This window comes from Leclercia adecarboxylata (assembly GCF_035787115.1).
Taxonomy (GTDB): Bacteria; Pseudomonadota; Gammaproteobacteria; order Enterobacterales; family Enterobacteriaceae; genus Enterobacter; species Enterobacter adecarboxylatus_E.
Genome location: NZ_JALKTL010000001.1, coordinates 1,238,126 through 1,256,046, shown reverse-complemented (window position 1 = coordinate 1,256,046; position 17,921 = coordinate 1,238,126). Strand labels below are relative to the sequence as shown.

Here is a 17,921-nt window from a genome sequence, read left to right as displayed (position 1 = left end):
TTTTCTGGCTAAAAGGAGTGGAGCATGGTCTCCCGCTTTTCCACGCTGAGCAGGATCCCAAAAGGCGTCTGGGTTGTTGGCGGCGTCAGCATGTTGATGGATATTTCATCGGAAATCATCCATAGCTTACTGCCGCTCTTTATGGTGACCACTCTGGGGGCCAGCGTCATTTTCATTGGTCTTATTGAAGGGCTGGCGGAAGCCACCGCGCTTATCATTAAAGTCTTTTCCGGCGCAATCAGCGACTATCTGGGTAAACGTAAAGGGCTGGCGCTGCTGGGTTACGGGCTGGGCGCGGCCAGTAAGCCGCTGTTTGCGATCGCCTCCTCTGCCGGAATGATCCTCGGAGCGCGTCTGATTGATCGGGTCGGAAAGGGGATCCGTGGTGCACCGCGCGATGCGCTGGTCGCTGACGTCACGCCGCCAGAATTACGCGGAGCCGCATACGGGCTGCGCCAGTCAATGGATACCATCGGCGCTTTTCTTGGCCCGCTGCTGGCCGTCGGCATGATGCTGTTGTGGAACGACGATTTCCGCACCATTTTCTGGATTGCCGTCATTCCCGGCGTGCTGGCCGTCCTGCTGCTCTTTTTAGGTCTTCATGAGCCCGCCACGCCTGTCACCCATAAGCGTTCCAGTCCGATCAAAAAAGAGAACCTGAAACGTCTCGGCGCCAGCTGCTGGTGGGTGATTGGCCTTGGCGCCGTCTTTACGCTGGCCCGGTTTAGCGAGGCCTTTCTGGTGCTGCGTGCCCAGCAGGCGGATATTCCGCTGGCGCTGATCCCGCTGGTGATGGTCGCCATGAACCTGCTTTACGCGTTTTCAGCTTATCCGTTCGGCAAACTTTCCGATGCCATGAGCCCCACCCGGCTGCTGCAGTGGGGGCTGGTGGTATTGATCGCAGCGGATATCGTGCTGGCGCTGAGCACCCACTGGATGGGCATTATTGCCGGCGTGGCGCTGTGGGGGATCCACATGGGGATGACCCAGGGGCTGCTGACCGCGATGATCGCCAGAACGGCGCACGCCGACCTGCGAGGAACCGCGTTTGGTCTGTTCAGCATGGTGAGCGGCGTGGCGCTGCTGCTTGCCAGCCTGGGTGCAGGTATCATCTGGGAGACCTGGGGCGCGGAATACACGTTTTATGCCGGGGCGATTATTTGCCTCGTGACGCTGGGGTACCTGCTGAAACGCCCGGCAGCGTTGTAAAGCGCGCAATTGTAGAAAAATATTCAGCAAAAAAATCGGCGCGTTAGCGCCGTTTTGTTACCAATGTGGTCCTTTCTATCAGGAGATATTTATGAAAAGGACCCCACTTTATACCGCCCTGGCGTCAGCCCTGTTGCTACCGTCACTTTACGTTCATGCGGGCCCGCAGGCGCACGTCGTTTGCGCCTACAGCCATACCCTGGGCGATGACGCCATTATGATGTCTGGTAAAACCAACCAGGCGATGTGGCACGACTTTTTCGGTAACACCCGCACGGATGCCTGGTCAGGCTATCAGTCTCTGCGTAAGCAGTCGGAAACCACCTGCGATAACAAGGCCGACAGCTCAGCTTACTGGGCGCCGTCGCTGCGCCTGCCGGACGGCACGGTGGTTAAGCCTGCGTATCAGAAAACTTACTATCAAGCTTCGAACGTCGATCAGTATCCGCTCAGCCCATTCCCCGCCGGTCTGGCGATGGTAGCGGGCGATCACCACGGCAGCAAACCCAACTCGCGGATCACTTTTTTATGCGCCAACGGCAAAGGCTACAGCAATAAAATCGGTGAAGTGTGCGGGCTGAGAAAAGCCAAAGATGCGGTGCAGTTTAACATTGGCATCCAGTTCCCTGACTGCTGGGACGGTATTAACCTCAAGCCGCATCATGGGATGGCTAATGCGACTTACGATGTGAAAGGGCAGTGTCCTTCCGGCTTCCCGGTCAAGATCCCAACGGTGAACATGAACGTGGCTTACGTGCTGCACGGCATTACTTCTCTGGATACGGCTAAAGCGCAGCTGTCGCTCGATCCGACCATGAATGGCGATGTGCGCGAGGAGCACTGGGGCAGCCTTTACACTGCGCATGCCGACTTTATAAACGGCTGGACCGAAGAGGGCGCCCGCTTTATGACCGAGATGTGCATGAACCAGGGTATGGATTGCGGTACCAACGTGCCGTACGGCTATTCGAAGGCGCTGGCGAACGTCTGGGTGAGCAGCGAGACGCCGTCCACCCCGGTCCCAACGGCGCAGACGCTGTTAATCCAGGATAACTGGAAAAACGGCGGCCGGACCCGCAACCCGGAGACCATGAGCCTGGTGAAATTTAAGATCCCACCGCTGCCAGCCGGCCAGGATGCTACTTTGTTCAAATACAAGGTGCGTATCTACGGCGGGAAAGTGGAAGCCAACGGCGCGGATCAGATCTTTTTCTATCCGGCCAGCAACGACTGGGATCCGGCGACCGTCACCTGGAAACAACGGCCTTCCTGCAACTACAGCTCGGATGCGATCCTGTATCTGAACAACAAACGTGAGTACTGGATGGTGGATGTCGACAAGGCGGTGCGTAAAGCCCTGGCGGCGGGCAAGACTGAAATCTCCTGGTACATCGGTGGCGACCGTCAGGGTAACCACTACCAGTTCAGTCCGGCAGATTCGAAAGAGAGTCTGATCCTGATGTTGACGGGGTATAAACACACCCCGGAAACCTGATACAGGGGGTAACTACCGACAGAAGCCGGGGGCTACCCGGCTTCTTTTCTGAGGGATTTACGGCCTGAAGGGCGTTAAGTTCAAAAGCATCCATCACCCAGTTTGATGTATTGCTCCTGCGCCACGATAAATTTTCTGTTCTTAACGCTGACGTTTCTGTCCTGGTACTTTTCCCCCGGCAGCATATAAAACTGCGTTGAGCTTTCGTCATCACCCTCGCAGCCCTTCTGGATAATCACCCTGAAAAAGGTATTGCCGGTATTTTCGATAACTCCTTTTTGTTCATCAACTTTATAAGCAAGGTTAATTTTACGCGGACGAACAACGAGTATGGTACTCATCGAGGTCACCGGCAGCACGTTTAAGTTACTGCCGGATTGTTGCAGAGGATAGAGACGAAGCGGGATCTCCTTAAACACGACCCGGAAATAGCGCTCTTTATCATCCCTGGGGCCGCGATAAAACAGCTTAAAATAGTCCGTTTGCAGAGGCGCGAGCGAAAACTTCAGCGGCGCCCAGAGGATCTCCAGATCCTGGTCACTGATTTTTTTTTCACCGCCATTGCCAGGCCTGTCAATTTTCCAGGCGCTGACCTTATAGAGATTCGTTCGGTCGGTATCGTTATAGATTGGCCGGGAGACGAAATCCTGGTCTGCCGGCATATCGTAGATGAGCGCGCTAAACCAGACGGCATGTGCCGTGTTAATGAATAGCAGCGCTGCCAACAGCGCCGGGAGTGTGAAACCCGCTTTTCTCATTACTATAGACCTCTGAGCATCAGGCTTAAGATTAACGATCGACGCCTACCCAGGTTGCCGTCGCCTTTATCTCCCCGCTGGCGCTGACTGTCCCCATCCAGTCCTGGCCAGAAAGCGTAAACTGAGAGCGAGAGTCATCCATAGGGAAGATCAGCTTAATATTGGCTTTGTAATAAAATGAATCATCAAGATTGGCGTTCCACGCCGTTTGTACCCAGTTGGCACCTGTAATATTGATCGGCGCATCCGAACAGCTGTTTCGCTTCGTAATGGTGGCACCCGAATGACTGGTAAATGAGATATAGGCCGGAACCGGCACCTTTAAGGTTCCATCGGCAGAGGTAAACACGCAGTAGGGGATGCGCAGAATCGTTGCGCTCTCGCCGACGACCTGGACGGTAATGCTATCGGCCTGACGCGGGGCCGATGTGGTAATACGATAATCAAACTCAATGGCCTTTTCACTGCCGATTTTGCCGGACTGTTTAGGGTTCGCCTTTTCGTCTGCTGAAATAATGCTAATACCATACTCTTTAGGAACGATATTCAGCGTCGTCGAGGTCGTGAACTGATAGTAACCCGACTCAGGTGTATTGGTGTTATTAAAATTGAGGGTAAAAATATTGTCATTGGCAGTAATACTTGTCCCCGCCTTCACCATTTTCTGGAAAAAGTTATCAGAGATAAAGGCATAGACGTAATCACCCCCGGTGGTGAAAACGTTGTTGTAATCGGTAGCGGTACTGAAGTTATACCATTTGCTGGCATCGCCACTGTATTTTACGTCTGTCAGGGCCGGGCTAAAACCAAGCTTCGAGTTATCAATTATCATCTTAAAATCAAGCGAATTGATGTTTTTAGTTTCTTGCAGGGAGTAAGCGGCCATCTTACAAATCAGCCCCCTGACGTTGGCCACCACCCCCACCTGGCAATATTCAGAACCAATGTTTACGCTCGGTGTACCGTCGCTGGCGATCCACACTTCTGCCAGGGCTCCCGTGCTCTGAAGCCTGAGATGACCCACTTTTGTGGCGTTAAATTTACGCTTGTGCCAGTAGCCGCTGCTGAGGGTATTACAACGCTCGCCGGCAGCATAGTCGTAGTCTGTGTCACTGTAGCAGTAGTTAAGATCGAAACTATCCTGTGTCCCCACCGTCTGGTTCTTAAAGTAATCAAACGCTGCTGGGCTAAAGGAAGCAAAACCATAGGCGCCGTTATAGACATTATTGCCGGCACGAGAGTGATAAAAGCCGTTGTTATCCCTGTCACCCGCAGCGATATAGCCTGTTGAGGAGCATGACCCTCCGTTCTGGGTACGGCAGCGGATCCCCATAAAAGGACCATCAATGGGGGAATTATCAATCCACATATCCACCCAGGTATTGGTTTCAAACCAGGCCACGACGCCCATGTAACCCATACTATCCTGGTTGGTTTTATACCTGGTCCAGGTATTTGCTCCCGTAAAGCGGGGATCGAGAGTGGATGAAGTCAGAAAATATTCATTATCAACGTTGTTTTCAATAAACAAATAAGAGTTAGAGACCGCAGCCTCATTATACATATGTACCGCGTACGCTGCCCTGGAGTTAAAAAACGTCATAGCAAGGCTGAATACAATAAGTGCTAACGTCTGTCTGTTAAACATTAGGTTGCGTCCCTTTATTCGATGCTGACTGAACCTGTGGGTGGCATGGAATATCGCCCATCCATACGGCGCCACGCGCTTTGGTCAGTTCCAGGTCGGCTTCGCAAACGCCGCCCTGCTGGTCAATTAACGTGATGACCGGATAGCGCTTGTCGACATCCATAGCGAACTCGCCCTGTTCATTGGTTTTCGTTTTACCAATGTGATTACGAATATTGACGTTGGAAAAAGCTTTGCCGTTAATGTTTTTCATCCGGCCAAATACGGTGACCAGCTGCTTGACTTCAGGCGTAATCACGCTGACGTTACCGGGATAAAGCACGACATTACTGCGACGTCCGCGGACGATTTCTACACTATCCATAGCGTTTTTGTCGTTCATTAGCTCAACTTTATATTCAGCGTAAGCGGGGAGGCTGATGTAATTACTTTTACCGGTGAGAGGGTAGTTATGGCCATTGATTTGCGCCGTCATTTGTCCTTCTTCCGTGAAATTAGTGTTGATGACGATACCGGAACTGTCCGTACCTTTACCAAGGTTAATACCCTCTTTCGTCCACGCAACGCTACCCTGCGAGTTGAGGGTCAGGTTGGTGTTATTATCTGAAGAACGTGTTGCCGAGACGGTTCCGGTATTGTATTTAGTATCATAAGAGGCGTAACTGTTAATGGCGAAATCGTCAGAATGGTAGCTATTGCTATCACTCCCGTTACCGCCGCTAATACGTTTCGACAATGATGCCCCAACCTGAGTAATCGGGCTGTTATCAAAACTTTTACGCAGGGTTGCGTTTGCCAGCGTAGCGCCATTTTCACTGGACATACCGGTGCTTAACCAGGTTGAAAGCGGCAAGCTCAAATCCAGATTGATGTATTTATCGCTGACGTTTCCGCTATCCTCATAAGAATATCGCTGGATACCGGTGCGCAGCGTGAGCGTGGCCCAACGCCCGTTATAAAGTGACTGGCTGTAATCTACGTTAGTGTAATCATTATCATTGTATTTATCCTTTGAGTAGCTAACGGAGAGACTCCCTAACCATGGGATAAACGTATTCAGATTGGTGCTGGCGCCGAGGGTCAAATAGTCACTTTTGTATATCGGCAGTTTATCGCCTATATGGCCGAACTGGCGCGATGCCCAGATATTGCCGTAGCCGCCCGGGAGAGCAAGGTTCAACGTACTGGTACTCTGCCAGCTGCTGTCTGTTGCCAGCAGCAGCTGCTGGTTGGCGCTAAAGAGATCGTTAAAATCGACGTTAATTTCCGACTCATTGACGCCATTATTGTCAAAGCCATAAAGGGTGGCTTTAATATTTACGCCGGATAAGATGGGGAGCCGTGTGCCGAATGCCGTGCCCGCAACCCAGGTCTTTTTTTCACCATAGTCGATATTTTCATGGTCACGGTAATCCATTTTATTGTATTTAAGCATGCCAGAAAATAGCTGCCAGTCTATAAGACCCGTCACGCTTGATTCGCGTGCAAACGTCTTGTTAATTTGCGTGGTTCGGTAGCTAACCTCTTTGCCGTTCACCATCACAGTCACATCAACATTGTATACACCAAAGGGTAATTTAGAGGTATCAACCTCATAGCTCCCCATTGAAAATTGTTGAATGCTCAGCAGCTTACCATTACGTGTAATATGTACCTCGCCCGCAGCAGGTAAAAACACGGTAATAGGTACCAGAGTTAAGGTGTTATCTTCAATTCGGGTGCTGCTTTTATTGCCAAGGCTAATCCCATAGATGCGGCTGGAATTCAGCGCGCTCATGCTGGCGATCGACTGCAGGTTCCACGTATCCACCATCCCTGCGGCAATACGCATCCCCTGATAGTCGCGCTCATACATTGCGCGATACAGCTCGCTTTTATTGTCGCTGGTCCCTACGCCATAAACAGAACCATTGAGGTTGACATGGTGCTCGCGCAGCGACGTAGAGTTATCCAGAGTGATATAACTGCTGCCGTTGTTATCCTCATCGTACTGGCTGTAATAGCTCCCGACAGCGTAGTTTAGAATGTTAGAAAGTTGATCTGAAGATGATTCGCCCAGCATATTAGTGCGCGGTATTATTGCCGCGTCCATGGCCTCTCTGCTGACCAACAGTTCAAGATAAAAAGAACGGGTATCAAGAATGATAGAGGCGTCATTACTGAGCGGGAGTCGATTCCCGTCGTTAAATCGGGCGTCCTTCAACTCGCTGATAACGGTTTTAAGCTGAGAGGCCAGCTCCGTTCTGTTTGGCAGGTCAGAGAGAGTGACCTGATTAATAACAAAAACATTATCGTTAACCGAAATGATTGCGTCAGCGATTTTTTGACGACTGGGGGCGACTGCCTTTTCACCATCATATCGTATAAAAACAGGGATCGTCATGCCCTGCTGAAGAGCATAGGCGAAAGCAGTAGGGATGACTTGATTATTAACCTGGAGAGGTACGGCAGCATTTGCTGGTAAAGCAACAGCGGCGGTTAACATGAGTCCACAAAATACAGATCCCTTCTTTAAATCAGACTTATCCATAATAGTCTCTATTTTGCGTTAATTAACTGCTCACCATGCCAGATGCCAATACGGGTCATTTTATTGCTGAGGTCGGTATGTTTTATTTTTACGCTGAGACCGGGCATTAAATGATATCTTTCACGGCAGCCCTTACCGTCATCCTTAGTTTTATCTTTACAAGGACCATAGGAAATCACACGGAAAGAAACGTTACCCGTATTGGTGATCTCACCGCCCTGGCGCTTGTAGTCAAAGTGTTCTTTACGTGGTGCAACAACCAGAATGGTGCCAATAACTGCTGATGTGGTCGCCTGACCGAGCTTGCTTTTTTTACTTGCATCAAACTCTGAAATGGGTTCATCAGTCCATGACAGTCGATAATAACGTTCTTTATCATCAGCGGGTCCGTTATAAATGAAACGGAAGTTTTCTTTGGCATTACCAGGTAATATTAAACTTGCTGGTGTTGAAAGTAATTCAGAGCGGTCTGCCATTGGCATGACCTTTCCATCGGCCATTGGGGAAGATAATCTTTCAACCTTAACGCTAACGAAACGTGCAGCCTCGGTATTATTCTCAATCTCTTTTGCCAGGCTATTATTTTTTGAGGTTATTATTGAGGTAACATCCCCAACGTTAATAGCCAGGGCAGGAAAAACAATTGCCATAGATAACGCGATCGCGCTAAGACAACGTAATTTCATGGGGGGATCCTTAGATTAAAAGGAGACTAATAGTCTCCTTGTCTCTTCCAATGAAGGGGCACTGCGAGGATGATAATTAAGCGGTAGTCCAGACTGCGTTGAACTGTACTTTAACGTCGCCGCTCCAGTAGCCATCGTTCAGCTCGGCAAACTCAACTTTGTTGGTGCCGTCGCTGGTTGCCGAGTCGATACCGAAGGTAAAGTTACCCTGTGTAGAGGTACGGTCAGAACCCGCGTAAGCAGTGCTCACAGCCAGCGCGTCCAGACCTGCGGAGACGTTATCAGATGTATCGATCAGTTTTACCGCTTCGGTTTTGCTCAACGCCTTGTCATTCCATTTAACACTGACATCCAGCGTAGAATTATCAGTAGCGCGGCTCAGGGTGTTGGTCACGATCTGAGATGTCAGCATGAAATCGGTCGCACCAGACTGGCCTTTAACAGTAATGTCGAAAGCGCCGTTCTGGGTGTTAAACGCCTGAATGCCCTCTGCATACTGGAAAGAGAGAGATTTGAGCGGGGTGACAACCAGTGCGCTGGTGGTATCTTTAGTTGCGCTGGCATCCCAGGTAGCGGTAGCGGAGGCAGTAACATCTGCCATAGCGTTAGAGCAAACGGCAGCGGCAGCAATACAACCTGCTAACATTAATTTTTTCATTTTATATTCCTTTACTATAGTAGTCCGTTATGGTGGGCAATATTTATTGACCTGATGTAATCATTTCTCAGCAATTTTTTATTAACAAAAAATTCACAGGGAATTGAGGGTATTTTATTACCGATATTTTGTTATGGAAAATTTCATTTAAAACGTTTCGTGTTTCAAATGTGGGGCTAGTTTAATGAGTGGGGACTTGTTTGTACAAGCGATTAATTAGATTCATTTTATTATTAAAATTTCCGATGTGTAACTATTTATTTAACTATTTACGCTTCGAATGAATCATGTTTCGGCTAAATATATTATGCGAATGATTTTACTCAGATACATATTCCATTGTGATTGTTTTATGAGGAAAAAGTCGTTAAGTATTTAAGTAAAAAGAAAATTGATTACGAAGGATCATTACAGATTATCTTAATTATTTGTTTTTTATAACTTAAAGAGCGTGCTTTGATAGGCTCGGGTTATGTTTTTTTTTAGTGGTTTAAGTAAATCTACTGCCACTGGCCTGATTTATTTTAACGAAAGAAAATTCTCAGCCCTCTTATTCGACCAGGGTGGATAAAAAAGATGCAGATGAGGTAAATGGCACACGCGCCCGCGCGAGCGACACAAATAAAAAAACCAACCGCGAAGGTTGGTTTTTTTGGGGAATTTTTGGTCGGCACGAGAGGATTTGAACCTCCGACCCCCGACACCCCATGACGGTGCGCTACCAGGCTGCGCTACGTGCCGACGCATAAGAATTCATACTACCCATTTCCGCGTTTAATGCAAGGCCAGTTCAGGCTAACTGATTAATTTTAAATCAGTTAGCAATAAACCGTTTTTCGTCCGTCAGCACCTGTAACAGCAGGCTTAGCTGCGGCGTCTGGTCGTTGAGCTTCTCACCCTGCGGATTATAGGTTTTGTAATTACCGTTACTGCTCAGCACCAGCGTCAGGGTTGGCGTCGTGACGGCCAGCGTATTGTTACTGGCGGCCGTCACCCAGTTGTGGCGACGCGTGGCGCTGAACAGATCCTGACCCTGCGAGTACTCATTGGCTGGCGTGCTGACGTGAAGCAGACGCTGCATCAGGGTCGTCATCACATCTTTATGATCGGTCAGCATGTTAATGCGCTGCGATGGTGTACCTGGCCAGTGGATCACCAGCGGAACGTGCAGGCGAGGACGTGACCAGTCGACATCCTTACGCTCGTCACCCAGCGGCACCCCATGACCGGCGGTGATCACCACGACCGTGTTATCCAGCTTGCCGGATTCACGCAGGGCATCCAGCACCCGGGCGATCTGCGCATCCACACCGCCTGCGGCCTGCGCGTAGCGGCGGGCAAAGGTCTTCTGGTTGCTCTCATCCAGCGTCGTGCCGTTGAGGGCAATCCACGAGAACCAGCGGTTATCGTCCTGCGCATAGCGGTTCAACCAGCTGATCCACTGCCCGGCAGTTTGTGCATCGGACTGGCTCTGCGTGACCGGCAGCGAGAAATCGGACAGCAACGCCTGACGGTACAACGGGCTGCTGAAGCCATCAGAGGAGAACAGTCCCAGCTGATAACCCTGCTGATTCAGGCCGGTGATCAGCGCCGCCGGGATACGCGAAGACAGCACGCCGTCCATATAGCCTGGCGAAATGCCGTAGAACAGGCCAAAGATACCGGCATCGGTCGCGTTACCGGAGCTCATATGCTGGCTAAAGTTGATGTTTTTGTCGGCGAATTCTGCCAGCGCAGGCATCTGTTTCTCAAAGCGCGAGTAGTTCAGACCGTCGACGGTAATCAGCAGCACATTCTGCCCCTGGCCCATGTCACGGAAGCGCAGATCGCTGAGCGGATATTGCACCGATACCGCTTCAGGATCGCCTTGCTCGATCAGGCGGCGCTGATACTCCTGCGCATCCAGCAGACCGTGTTTCTCGAGGAAACGGCGAGCGGTCATTGGATAGGAGAGCGGCAGGTTCGCGCGCTGCATAGTGATCGGGCGATAGAAGTTGGCGTCCGCCCAGATATACATGAAATGCGAGCCGATAAAGGCCACGAAAAACAGGGCGGCGACCGGTTTGGCGTAGCGACGGCGACGCGTCAGGCTGCGCAGTTTTTGCCAGCTCCAGGTAGCAAACAGCATCTCTATCAACAGGATAATCGGCACGCTGATAAACATCAGCTGCCAGTCCCGCGCCGTTTCATTCTGGTCGGGGTTGATCACCAGTTCCCAGACGACGGGATTAAGATGCAGGTGAAAACGGGTAAAGACTTCGCTGTCGATTAGCAACAGCGTCATGCCTGCGGTGGCAAGGATGGCGGAGACAAACCGCATCAGCCGCTGCGACATGACGATAAACGTCAGCGGAAAGAGGATCAGGAGATAGGTGGCGAACACCAGAAAGCTGAAATGGCCAATGACGCTTATCCAGGAGTAAACCCGTCCGGCAAGCGTCGTCGGCCAGTCGGCGACAAACAGATAACGACTGCCGAGCACCATCGCCAGCAGAATGTTAAACAGGGCAAACCAGTGCCCCCAGCTAACCATCTGGGAGACTTTTTCACGGTAGCGCTGACGATTCGTCACCATAAACTGTCGTTCGTATCCCTTAGTGTGCCTGGTCGTCGTTAACCGAGGACTGTAAGGCCTGGGCGAAAGATTTCGCGATCGCCTGGCGCTGAGCCGGCGCAACGCTGGTATTGATAAGGTTAGTCACCATATTTCCCAAAACCATCAGGGAAAGATCGGTCGGTGCCTTATGTTTTTCCAGTACGTTGAGCAGCTCACTGAGCATTTGTTCAACGTGTTCATCACTGTAGCGGGAGAGTTGTGGCATAAATCTAAATCTGTTTGTGAAGGAAAGGGCAACATATTACCGTAGCAACAGCTTTTTTTCCCCTTTTTTATCTTCGGTTGCATACATGACCGGGGGGTGGTTGAATACGGCCCGGTCTAAAAGGAGAGTTTAACATGAGTCTGGATATCAACCAGATTGCCCTGCACCAGCTTATCAAGCGTGATGAGCAAACCCTTGAGCTGGTTCTGCGCGATTCGTTACTGGAACCGACGCCTACCGTTGTTGACATGATGGCGGAGCTGCACCGGGTTTACAGTGCCAAAAACAAAGCCTATGGCCTGTTCAGTGAAGAGAGCGAACTGGCGCAGGCGCTGCGCCTGCAGCGTCAGGGTGAAGAGGAGTTTCTCGCGTTCAGCCGGGCGGCAACCGGGCGTCTGCGCGATGAGCTGGCAAAATATCCCTTTGCCGACGGTGGCATCGTTCTGTTCTGCCACTATCGTTACCTGGCGGTCGAGTACCTGCTGGTGGCGGTGCTGAATAACTTAAGCAGCATGCGCGTCAATGAGCAGCTGGATATCAGTTCGACCCACTATCTGGACATCAACCATGCCGATATCGTGGCGCGTATCGATTTAACTGAATGGGAAACCAACCCGGAATCCACCCGCTATCTCACCTTCCTGAAAGGCCGGGTAGGGCGCAAGGTGGCCGACTTCTTTATGGATTTCCTTGGCGCCAGCGAAGGCCTGAATGCCAAAGCGCAGAATAAAGGTTTGCTGCAGGCGGTGGATGATTTCACCGCAGAAGCCGAACTGGATAAAGCGGAACGCCAGAACGTGCGTCAGCAGGTTTATGCCTACTGCAACGAACAGCTGCAGGCGGGGGAAGAGATTGAACTGGAGTCGCTATCCAAAGAGCTGGCAGGCGTCAGTGAAGTAAGTTTCCAGGAATTTACGGCGGAGAAGGGTTACGAGCTGGAAGAGAGCTTCCCGGCGGATCGCAGCACGCTGCGTCAGCTCACAAAATTTGCCGGTAGCGGCGGCGGGTTAACCATTAACTTTGATGCCATGCTGCTGGGCGAGCGCATTTTCTGGGATCCGGCGACCGACACGCTGACCATAAAAGGCACGCCGCCCAACCTGCGGGATCAGCTGCAGCGCCGCACCTCCGGCGGTAAATAACGGCCATAAAAAAACCCCGCAATGCGGGGTTTCTTTTCGACAAGTTTGCGATTACGCGCGAACGAAGTCGATGTGAGACAGTTTTGGCTTGTAAGCGTGACGCTGTACTGCCTGAGCTTTAACTTTCTCTTCTTTACCGTCAACAACGATGGTCAGAACTTCGCTGTAGAACTCAGCTTTGTCCTGCAGGTTCCACAGTTTGTCGTGGTCCAGTTCGATTGCGACAGGAGCAGCTTCGCCGCCATAGATGATGGCCGGGAATTTGTTAGCTGCGCGCAGGCGGCGGCTCGCACCCTTACCCTGCTCTTTACGTACTTCTGCATTGATAGTGAACATTGATTTCTCTCTGTATAAAAAATCCTGCTACAGGCGACCCAGCAACAGGTGAGTGTTCTGCCTCACGGATGTGAAGCGGGCGGCATTTTATACTCAAATGGCTTTCACATCAATGAAAAGTCCCGCTCTCACCGCAATTCATTGGCACGGCGGAAGCGGCCCTCATAATCAAAGACCTTTTCACGCACCTGCCAGAACTGTCCTTTTTTCCGCGCGACCACAAAATCAGGATGGCGCAGTAACGGCTGTTGATGAACGATATCCGCCGCGGTGATCCAGCGCAGCGGTACGCCGGGCGTGCGGGTGTGCGGACGGATAAACAGCTGTTCAAAGGCGGTGCGCTGAGCGGGTGTTTGCAGGCGGAAGCGCTCACTTACATCGGCGCCATCTTCGTCGAAATAGGTGATTTTCAGCCATTCGCCTTTTTCATCGGCGCCGTGGGCCAGCACCATGCCGCTACAGCGCAGTACCAGCGCGTCTTTTAGCTTCAAAGCCGCTTTCAGCATATCGTCGGGATCGACCAGCACCGCATCACAGGTGCGGCAGCGACGGGCGGCAATGTCGTTTTCGGCGTTACACTGGGGGCAGTTTTTAAAGCGGAAGCGATAGTCGCACTGTTCGCGATGGCCATCATCATCTTCAAACCAGCCCTGGCAGCGGCGGCCAAAGTGTTCGATTAACGTGCCGTCGGCGGTGGTTTTACCCCAGAAGGTATTGGCGAACCCGCAGGCCGGGCAAAAAACCTGCACCGGTACGTTGTCGCTTTTGCCTTTTGGCGCTCCCACTTCCGGGGCATACAGGTCGTGCGGGTTACCGGCATAATCCAGGATCAGGCAGTCGGTTTTTCCGGGGGCTAAGCGCAGGCCGCGGCCCACAATCTGCTGATAGAGGCTGACGGATTCGGTCGGACGCAGAATGGCAATCAGATCGACATGCGGGGCATCAAAGCCGGTAGTAAGTACTGACACATTCACCAGATAGCGGAACTGCTGTGCCTTAAAGGCTTCAATCAACTGGTCACGCTCGCTGCCCGGCGTTTCACCGGTAATCAGCCGGGCGTCGCTGGCGGGCAGCAGGCCGGTGACTTCCCGGGCGTGTTCCACGGTGGCGGCAAAAATCATCACCCCTTTGCGCGCGGCGGCGAACTCCATAATCTGGCTGATGATATGCGGAGTAATACGATCCTGCTTTTTCAGCTCGCGGTTAAGATCCGCCTCGCTGAAAAGGCCGTTACTCTGCACCTGCAGCCTGCTGAAATCATACTGCACTACCGGCATATCCAGCCGTTCCGGTGGCGTCAGATAGCCGTGTTTAATCATGTAACGCAGCGGCAGCTCGTAAATACAGTCCCGGAACAGCGCGTCTTCATTGCCGCGCACCATGCCGTGATAATGAAAGCGGTAAATCCAGCCTTTACCGAGGCGGAACGGCGTGGCGGTGAGCCCCAGCAGGCGGATGTGCGGATTGACGCGCTTCAGGTGGGTCAGGATCTGCTGATACTGGCTGTCGTCGTCATCGCTGATGCGGTGGCATTCGTCCACAATCAGCAGTGAGAACTCGCTTTGAAATTTATCCAGGTTGCGGGCCACCGACTGCACGCTGCCAAACACCACTTTGCCGTGGCTCTCCTTACGCTGTAAGCCGGCGGCAAAAATATCCGCTTCCAGCCCCAGCGCCAGATACTTGGCATGGTTCTGCGCCACCAGCTCTTTGACGTGCGCCAGCACCAGCACGCGGCCCCGCGCCAGGCGGGCCAGTTCGGCAATGACCAGGCTTTTACCTGCGCCGGTGGGCAGAACAATAGCCGCCGGTTCTTTATGCTGACGAAAGTGGGCGAGGGTAGCGTCCACGGCTTCCTGCTGGTAGGGGCGAAGTGTAAAGGTCATGGGGTCTCGGTTTAGTTATCTCGCTCATATTATGCCACGAAACTTTTTCCCTTGAGTGGCGCACAGAGCCCGTTATACTGAGCTGTTTCTGACTGCTTCTTTTCCGGACGCGTTGTCCGGCTCCTGGCACCTTTAAGGCTTAAAATATTTCATGCGACTTGATAAGTTTATCGCTCAGCAACTCGGCGTAAGCCGCGCTATTGCCGGGCGTCTGATTCGCGCCAGCCACGTGACCGTGGATGGTGATATTGTGCGAGACAGCGCGTTCAAACTCCAGCCTGACCATCAGGTGGAATATGAAGGCAATTCGCTGACCCAGCAGAATGGCCCGCGTTACTTCATGCTCAATAAGCCGCAAGGCTATGTCTGCTCGACCGACGATCCCGATCACCCGACCGTCCTCTATTTCCTGGATGAGCCTGTGGCGCACAAGCTGCACGCCGCCGGACGTCTGGATATCGATACCACCGGCCTGGTGCTGATGACCGATGACGGTCAGTGGTCACACCGGATCACCTCACCGCGCCACCATTGCGAGAAGACCTATCTGGTGACCCTGGAGTCGCCGGTGAGCGACAGCACGGCAGAACAGTTTGCCCATGGCGTCCAGCTGCATAATGAAAAAGATCTGACTAAGCCCGCCGTGCTGGAAGTGATCACCCCTACCGAAGTGCGTCTGACCATCAGCGAAGGGCGCTACCATCAGGTTAAGCGCATGTTTGCCGCCGTGGGCAACCACGTTGTCGGTCTGCATCGCGAACGGATCGGCGCGATCGCCCTCGACCCGGACCTTGAGCCAGGCGAATATCGCCCGTTGACGGAAGAAGAAATTGCCAGCGTTGGCCACTCTTCACGCTAATTTCAGGAGCTAACTGTGACCACCAGGCCACACTCGTCGTTCAGCATTGTCTTTATTCTTGGCCTGCTGGCCATGCTGATGCCGCTGTCTATTGACATGTATCTGCCCGCGCTGCCGGTGATCGCCGAGCAGTTTGGCGTGCCGGCAGGCAGCGCGCAGATGACCCTCAGCACCTATATACTGGGTTTTGCCGTCGGGCAGCTGTTATATGGCCCCATGGCGGACAGCCTGGGACGTAAGCCGGTGATCCTGGGCGGCACCCTGATCTTTGCCGCAGCGGCGGTGGCCTGTGCTCTGGCCCAGACCATCGATCAGCTGATCGTGATGCGCTTCTTCCACGGCCTGGCCGCGGCGGCCGCCAGCGTGGTCATCAACGCCCTGATGCGCGATATCTATCCGAAAGAAGAGTTCTCCCGCATGATGTCCTTCGTCATGCTGGTCACCACGATAGCGCCACTTGTTGCGCCCATGGCGGGCGGGGCGGTGCTGGTCTGGTTTAGCTGGCACGCCATCTTCTGGATCCTGGCGCTGGCGGCACTGCTGGCTTCTCTGATGATCTTCTTCTTTATTAAAGAGACGCTGCCGGTTGAGCGGCGGCAGAAGTTTCATATTCGCACCACGCTTGGCAACTTCGCGTCCCTGTTCCGCCACAAGCGGGTGCTGAGCTATATGCTGGCCAGCGGTTTCAGCTTTGCCGGGATGTTCTCCTTCCTGAGCGCCGGGCCTTTTGTCTATATCGAGCTGAACCATGTCTCCCCCCAGCATTTTGGCTACTACTTCGCGCTGAACATCGTTTTCCTGATCGTGATGACCCTCATCAACAGCCGCTTTGTGCGTCGGGTAGGGGCGCTGAACATGTTCCGCGCCGGGCTTTGGATCCAGTTCGCCATGGCTATCTGGATGGTGGTCTCGGCGTTCTTCGATGTGGGCTTCTGGTCGCTGGTAGTAGGGGTGGCGGCTTTCGTCGGCTGCGTGTCGCTGGTCTCGTCAAACGCCATGGCGGTTATTCTGGATGAGTTCCCCCATATGGCGGGCACCGCTTCGTCGCTGGCGGGTACTTTCCGTTTTGGTATCGGCGCCATTGTCGGCGCGCTGCTGTCGATGGCGACCTTTAACTCCGCCTGGCCGATGATTTGGTCCATCGTCTTCTGCGCCACCTGCTCAATTCTCTTCACGCTCTACGCCAGTCGGCCACGAAAAGCGGTGAAATAACGCACAAAAAAGGGTCCCGGCGGGGCCCTTTTTTGATACAGGTCAATCAAAGTGCGGTTCACCAACCTCATGTTTGTTTCTTTTATGTAAAATCTATTTGTGTAAATAGTCACATCTTTGTAGTTAAAAAGGTTGTGTTAGATCACAGAAACGGGTACATATAGCGCCGCTATAAACCTGAAACCTCGCCAGAAAGCCCTGAAAAATAAGACCTCAAAGCCCATGAATGCTGGGTGTAAGCGTTTTCTTACTAAAAACAGAGCAGGCGAGTGATGTTGTGTTACTATAAATGTAAATAGATTGTGAAGTATATTTTGCTTCCGGGGAACAAACGTGAATACATTACAGCTCTCAATTGTGCATCGCTTGCCGCAGAGCTATCGCTGGTCAGCGGGTTTTGCAGGCTCGAAGGTTGAACCGATTCCGCAGAGCGGAACAAAACCTGATAACTGTCTGGTGGCGCTAAAGCTGCTGAGCCCGGAAGAGGGCAACGCATGGCCGCTGATGGAAAAGCTGAGCCAGGCGCTGACGGACATTGAGCTTTACAGCTCGGTGCTGGAGTGCGAAGGCGAGCCGTGCCTGTTCGTGAAAAGCCAGGACGAATTTGCGGCAACCTGTCGCCTGAAAAACGTCGGCGTGGCCATCGCCGAGCCCTTCTCTGGGCAAAATCCTTTCTGAGC

The 17,921-nt window shown here is 52.4% G+C and carries 15 protein-coding genes and 1 tRNA gene; 6 read left to right on the top strand and 10 right to left on the bottom strand.

From position 1 onward, the window contains the following. The first annotated feature begins 24 nt into the window (after positions 1-24). Entirely contained in the window at positions 25-1,209 is a 1,185-nt protein-coding gene (locus MXM41_RS05980) for an MFS transporter (protein ID WP_325930506.1), read from the top strand. A 91-nt stretch (positions 1,210-1,300) separates the two neighbouring features. Further along, positions 1,301-2,704 (top strand): DUF7594 domain-containing protein, encoded by a 1,404-nt coding sequence (locus tag MXM41_RS05975; RefSeq protein WP_325930504.1) that lies wholly within the window; start codon positions 1,301-1,303, stop codon positions 2,702-2,704. An 80-nt stretch (positions 2,705-2,784) separates the two neighbouring features. On the opposite strand, the gene MXM41_RS05970 is transcribed toward MXM41_RS05975, so the two are convergent. From MXM41_RS05970 to MXM41_RS05935, 8 genes are all read right to left on the bottom strand, one after another. Continuing rightward, a complete protein-coding gene (locus MXM41_RS05970; protein ID WP_325930503.1) occupies positions 2,785-3,462 on the bottom strand; it encodes a molecular chaperone in 678 nt (225 codons plus the stop codon). A 31-nt stretch (positions 3,463-3,493) separates the two neighbouring features. Next, positions 3,494-5,065 carry a fimbrial protein gene (locus tag MXM41_RS05965; RefSeq protein ID WP_418936772.1) on the bottom strand — a complete coding sequence of 524 codons (1,572 nt, stop codon included), beginning with the start codon at positions 5,063-5,065 and terminating at the stop codon, positions 3,494-3,496. Between the two features lie 37 nt (positions 5,066-5,102). Further along, entirely contained in the window at positions 5,103-7,640 is a 2,538-nt protein-coding gene (locus MXM41_RS05960) for a CS1-pili formation C-terminal domain-containing protein (protein ID WP_325930501.1), read from the bottom strand. An 8-nt stretch (positions 7,641-7,648) separates the two neighbouring features. Then, positions 7,649-8,326 (bottom strand): hypothetical protein, encoded by a 678-nt coding sequence (locus MXM41_RS05955; RefSeq protein WP_325930500.1) that lies wholly within the window; start codon positions 8,324-8,326, stop codon positions 7,649-7,651. Between the two features lie 76 nt (positions 8,327-8,402). Then, the gene (gene ecpA / locus MXM41_RS05950) at positions 8,403-8,984 is read right to left on the bottom strand and encodes a common pilus major fimbrillin subunit EcpA (RefSeq protein WP_325930499.1); all 582 of its coding nucleotides are present in this window, start codon (positions 8,982-8,984) and stop codon (positions 8,403-8,405) included. A 664-nt stretch (positions 8,985-9,648) separates the two neighbouring features. Beyond that, a tRNA-Pro gene (locus MXM41_RS05945) sits at positions 9,649-9,725 on the bottom strand. Positions 9,726-9,798: 73 nt separating this feature from the next. Then, positions 9,799-11,559 carry an LPS biosynthesis-modulating metalloenzyme YejM gene (yejM, locus tag MXM41_RS05940; RefSeq protein WP_325930498.1) on the bottom strand — a complete coding sequence of 587 codons (1,761 nt, stop codon included), beginning with the start codon at positions 11,557-11,559 and terminating at the stop codon, positions 9,799-9,801. A 19-nt stretch (positions 11,560-11,578) separates the two neighbouring features. Then, complete coding sequence (locus tag MXM41_RS05935) at positions 11,579-11,806, bottom strand: YejL family protein (protein ID WP_032612681.1); 228 nt, start codon at positions 11,804-11,806, stop codon at positions 11,579-11,581. A 134-nt stretch (positions 11,807-11,940) separates the two neighbouring features. Here MXM41_RS05935 and yejK point away from each other — a divergent pair, with 134 nt between their 5' ends. Then, on the top strand, positions 11,941-12,948 hold the full coding sequence (gene yejK, locus MXM41_RS05930) for a nucleoid-associated protein YejK (protein WP_325930497.1): 1,008 nt from the start codon (positions 11,941-11,943) through the stop codon (positions 12,946-12,948). Positions 12,949-12,999: 51 nt separating this feature from the next. Here the strand turns inward: yejK and rplY are convergent, their stop codons facing one another. Then, on the bottom strand, positions 13,000-13,284 hold the full coding sequence (gene rplY, locus MXM41_RS05925) for a 50S ribosomal protein L25 (protein WP_325930496.1): 285 nt from the start codon (positions 13,282-13,284) through the stop codon (positions 13,000-13,002). Positions 13,285-13,412: 128 nt separating this feature from the next. Continuing rightward, positions 13,413-15,170, bottom strand: coding sequence for a DEAD/DEAH box helicase (locus tag MXM41_RS05920; RefSeq protein ID WP_325930494.1), 1,758 nt, complete (start codon positions 15,168-15,170; stop codon positions 13,413-13,415). A gap of 151 nt (positions 15,171-15,321) precedes the next feature. Between MXM41_RS05920 and rsuA the strand changes: the two genes are divergently transcribed. From rsuA to MXM41_RS05905, 3 genes are all read left to right on the top strand, one after another. Beyond that, complete coding sequence (gene rsuA / locus MXM41_RS05915) at positions 15,322-16,029, top strand: 16S rRNA pseudouridine(516) synthase RsuA (RefSeq protein WP_325930493.1); 708 nt, start codon at positions 15,322-15,324, stop codon at positions 16,027-16,029. 15 nt (positions 16,030-16,044) lie between these two features. Continuing rightward, positions 16,045-17,241: a Bcr/CflA family multidrug efflux MFS transporter gene (locus tag MXM41_RS05910; protein ID WP_325930492.1), complete on the top strand. Its 1,197-nt coding sequence runs from the start codon at positions 16,045-16,047 to the stop codon at positions 17,239-17,241. A gap of 333 nt (positions 17,242-17,574) precedes the next feature. Beyond that, complete coding sequence (locus tag MXM41_RS05905; protein ID WP_325930491.1) at positions 17,575-17,919, top strand: YejG family protein; 345 nt, start codon at positions 17,575-17,577, stop codon at positions 17,917-17,919. Positions 17,920-17,921: the final 2 nt, after the last annotated feature.

Coding starts and splice junctions, on each gene's coding strand:
- MXM41_RS05980 (WP_325930506.1), top strand. CDS start 25: ATGGTCTCCCGCTTTTCCACGCTGAGCAGGATCCCAAAAGGCGTCTGG.
- MXM41_RS05975 (WP_325930504.1), top strand. CDS start 1,301: ATGAAAAGGACCCCACTTTATACCGCCCTGGCGTCAGCCCTGTTGCTA.
- MXM41_RS05970 (WP_325930503.1), bottom strand. CDS start 3,462: ATGAGAAAAGCGGGTTTCACACTCCCGGCGCTGTTGGCAGCGCTGCTA.
- MXM41_RS05965 (WP_418936772.1), bottom strand. CDS start 5,065: ATGACGTTTTTTAACTCCAGGGCAGCGTACGCGGTACATATGTATAAT.
- MXM41_RS05960 (WP_325930501.1), bottom strand. CDS start 7,640: ATGGATAAGTCTGATTTAAAGAAGGGATCTGTATTTTGTGGACTCATG.
- MXM41_RS05955 (WP_325930500.1), bottom strand. CDS start 8,326: ATGAAATTACGTTGTCTTAGCGCGATCGCGTTATCTATGGCAATTGTT.
- ecpA (WP_325930499.1), bottom strand. CDS start 8,984: ATGAAAAAATTAATGTTAGCAGGTTGTATTGCTGCCGCTGCCGTTTGC.
- yejM (WP_325930498.1), bottom strand. CDS start 11,559: ATGGTGACGAATCGTCAGCGCTACCGTGAAAAAGTCTCCCAGATGGTT.
- MXM41_RS05935 (WP_032612681.1), bottom strand. CDS start 11,806: ATGCCACAACTCTCCCGCTACAGTGATGAACACGTTGAACAAATGCTC.
- yejK (WP_325930497.1), top strand. CDS start 11,941: ATGAGTCTGGATATCAACCAGATTGCCCTGCACCAGCTTATCAAGCGT.
- rplY (WP_325930496.1), bottom strand. CDS start 13,284: ATGTTCACTATCAATGCAGAAGTACGTAAAGAGCAGGGTAAGGGTGCG.
- MXM41_RS05920 (WP_325930494.1), bottom strand. CDS start 15,170: ATGACCTTTACACTTCGCCCCTACCAGCAGGAAGCCGTGGACGCTACC.
- rsuA (WP_325930493.1), top strand. CDS start 15,322: ATGCGACTTGATAAGTTTATCGCTCAGCAACTCGGCGTAAGCCGCGCT.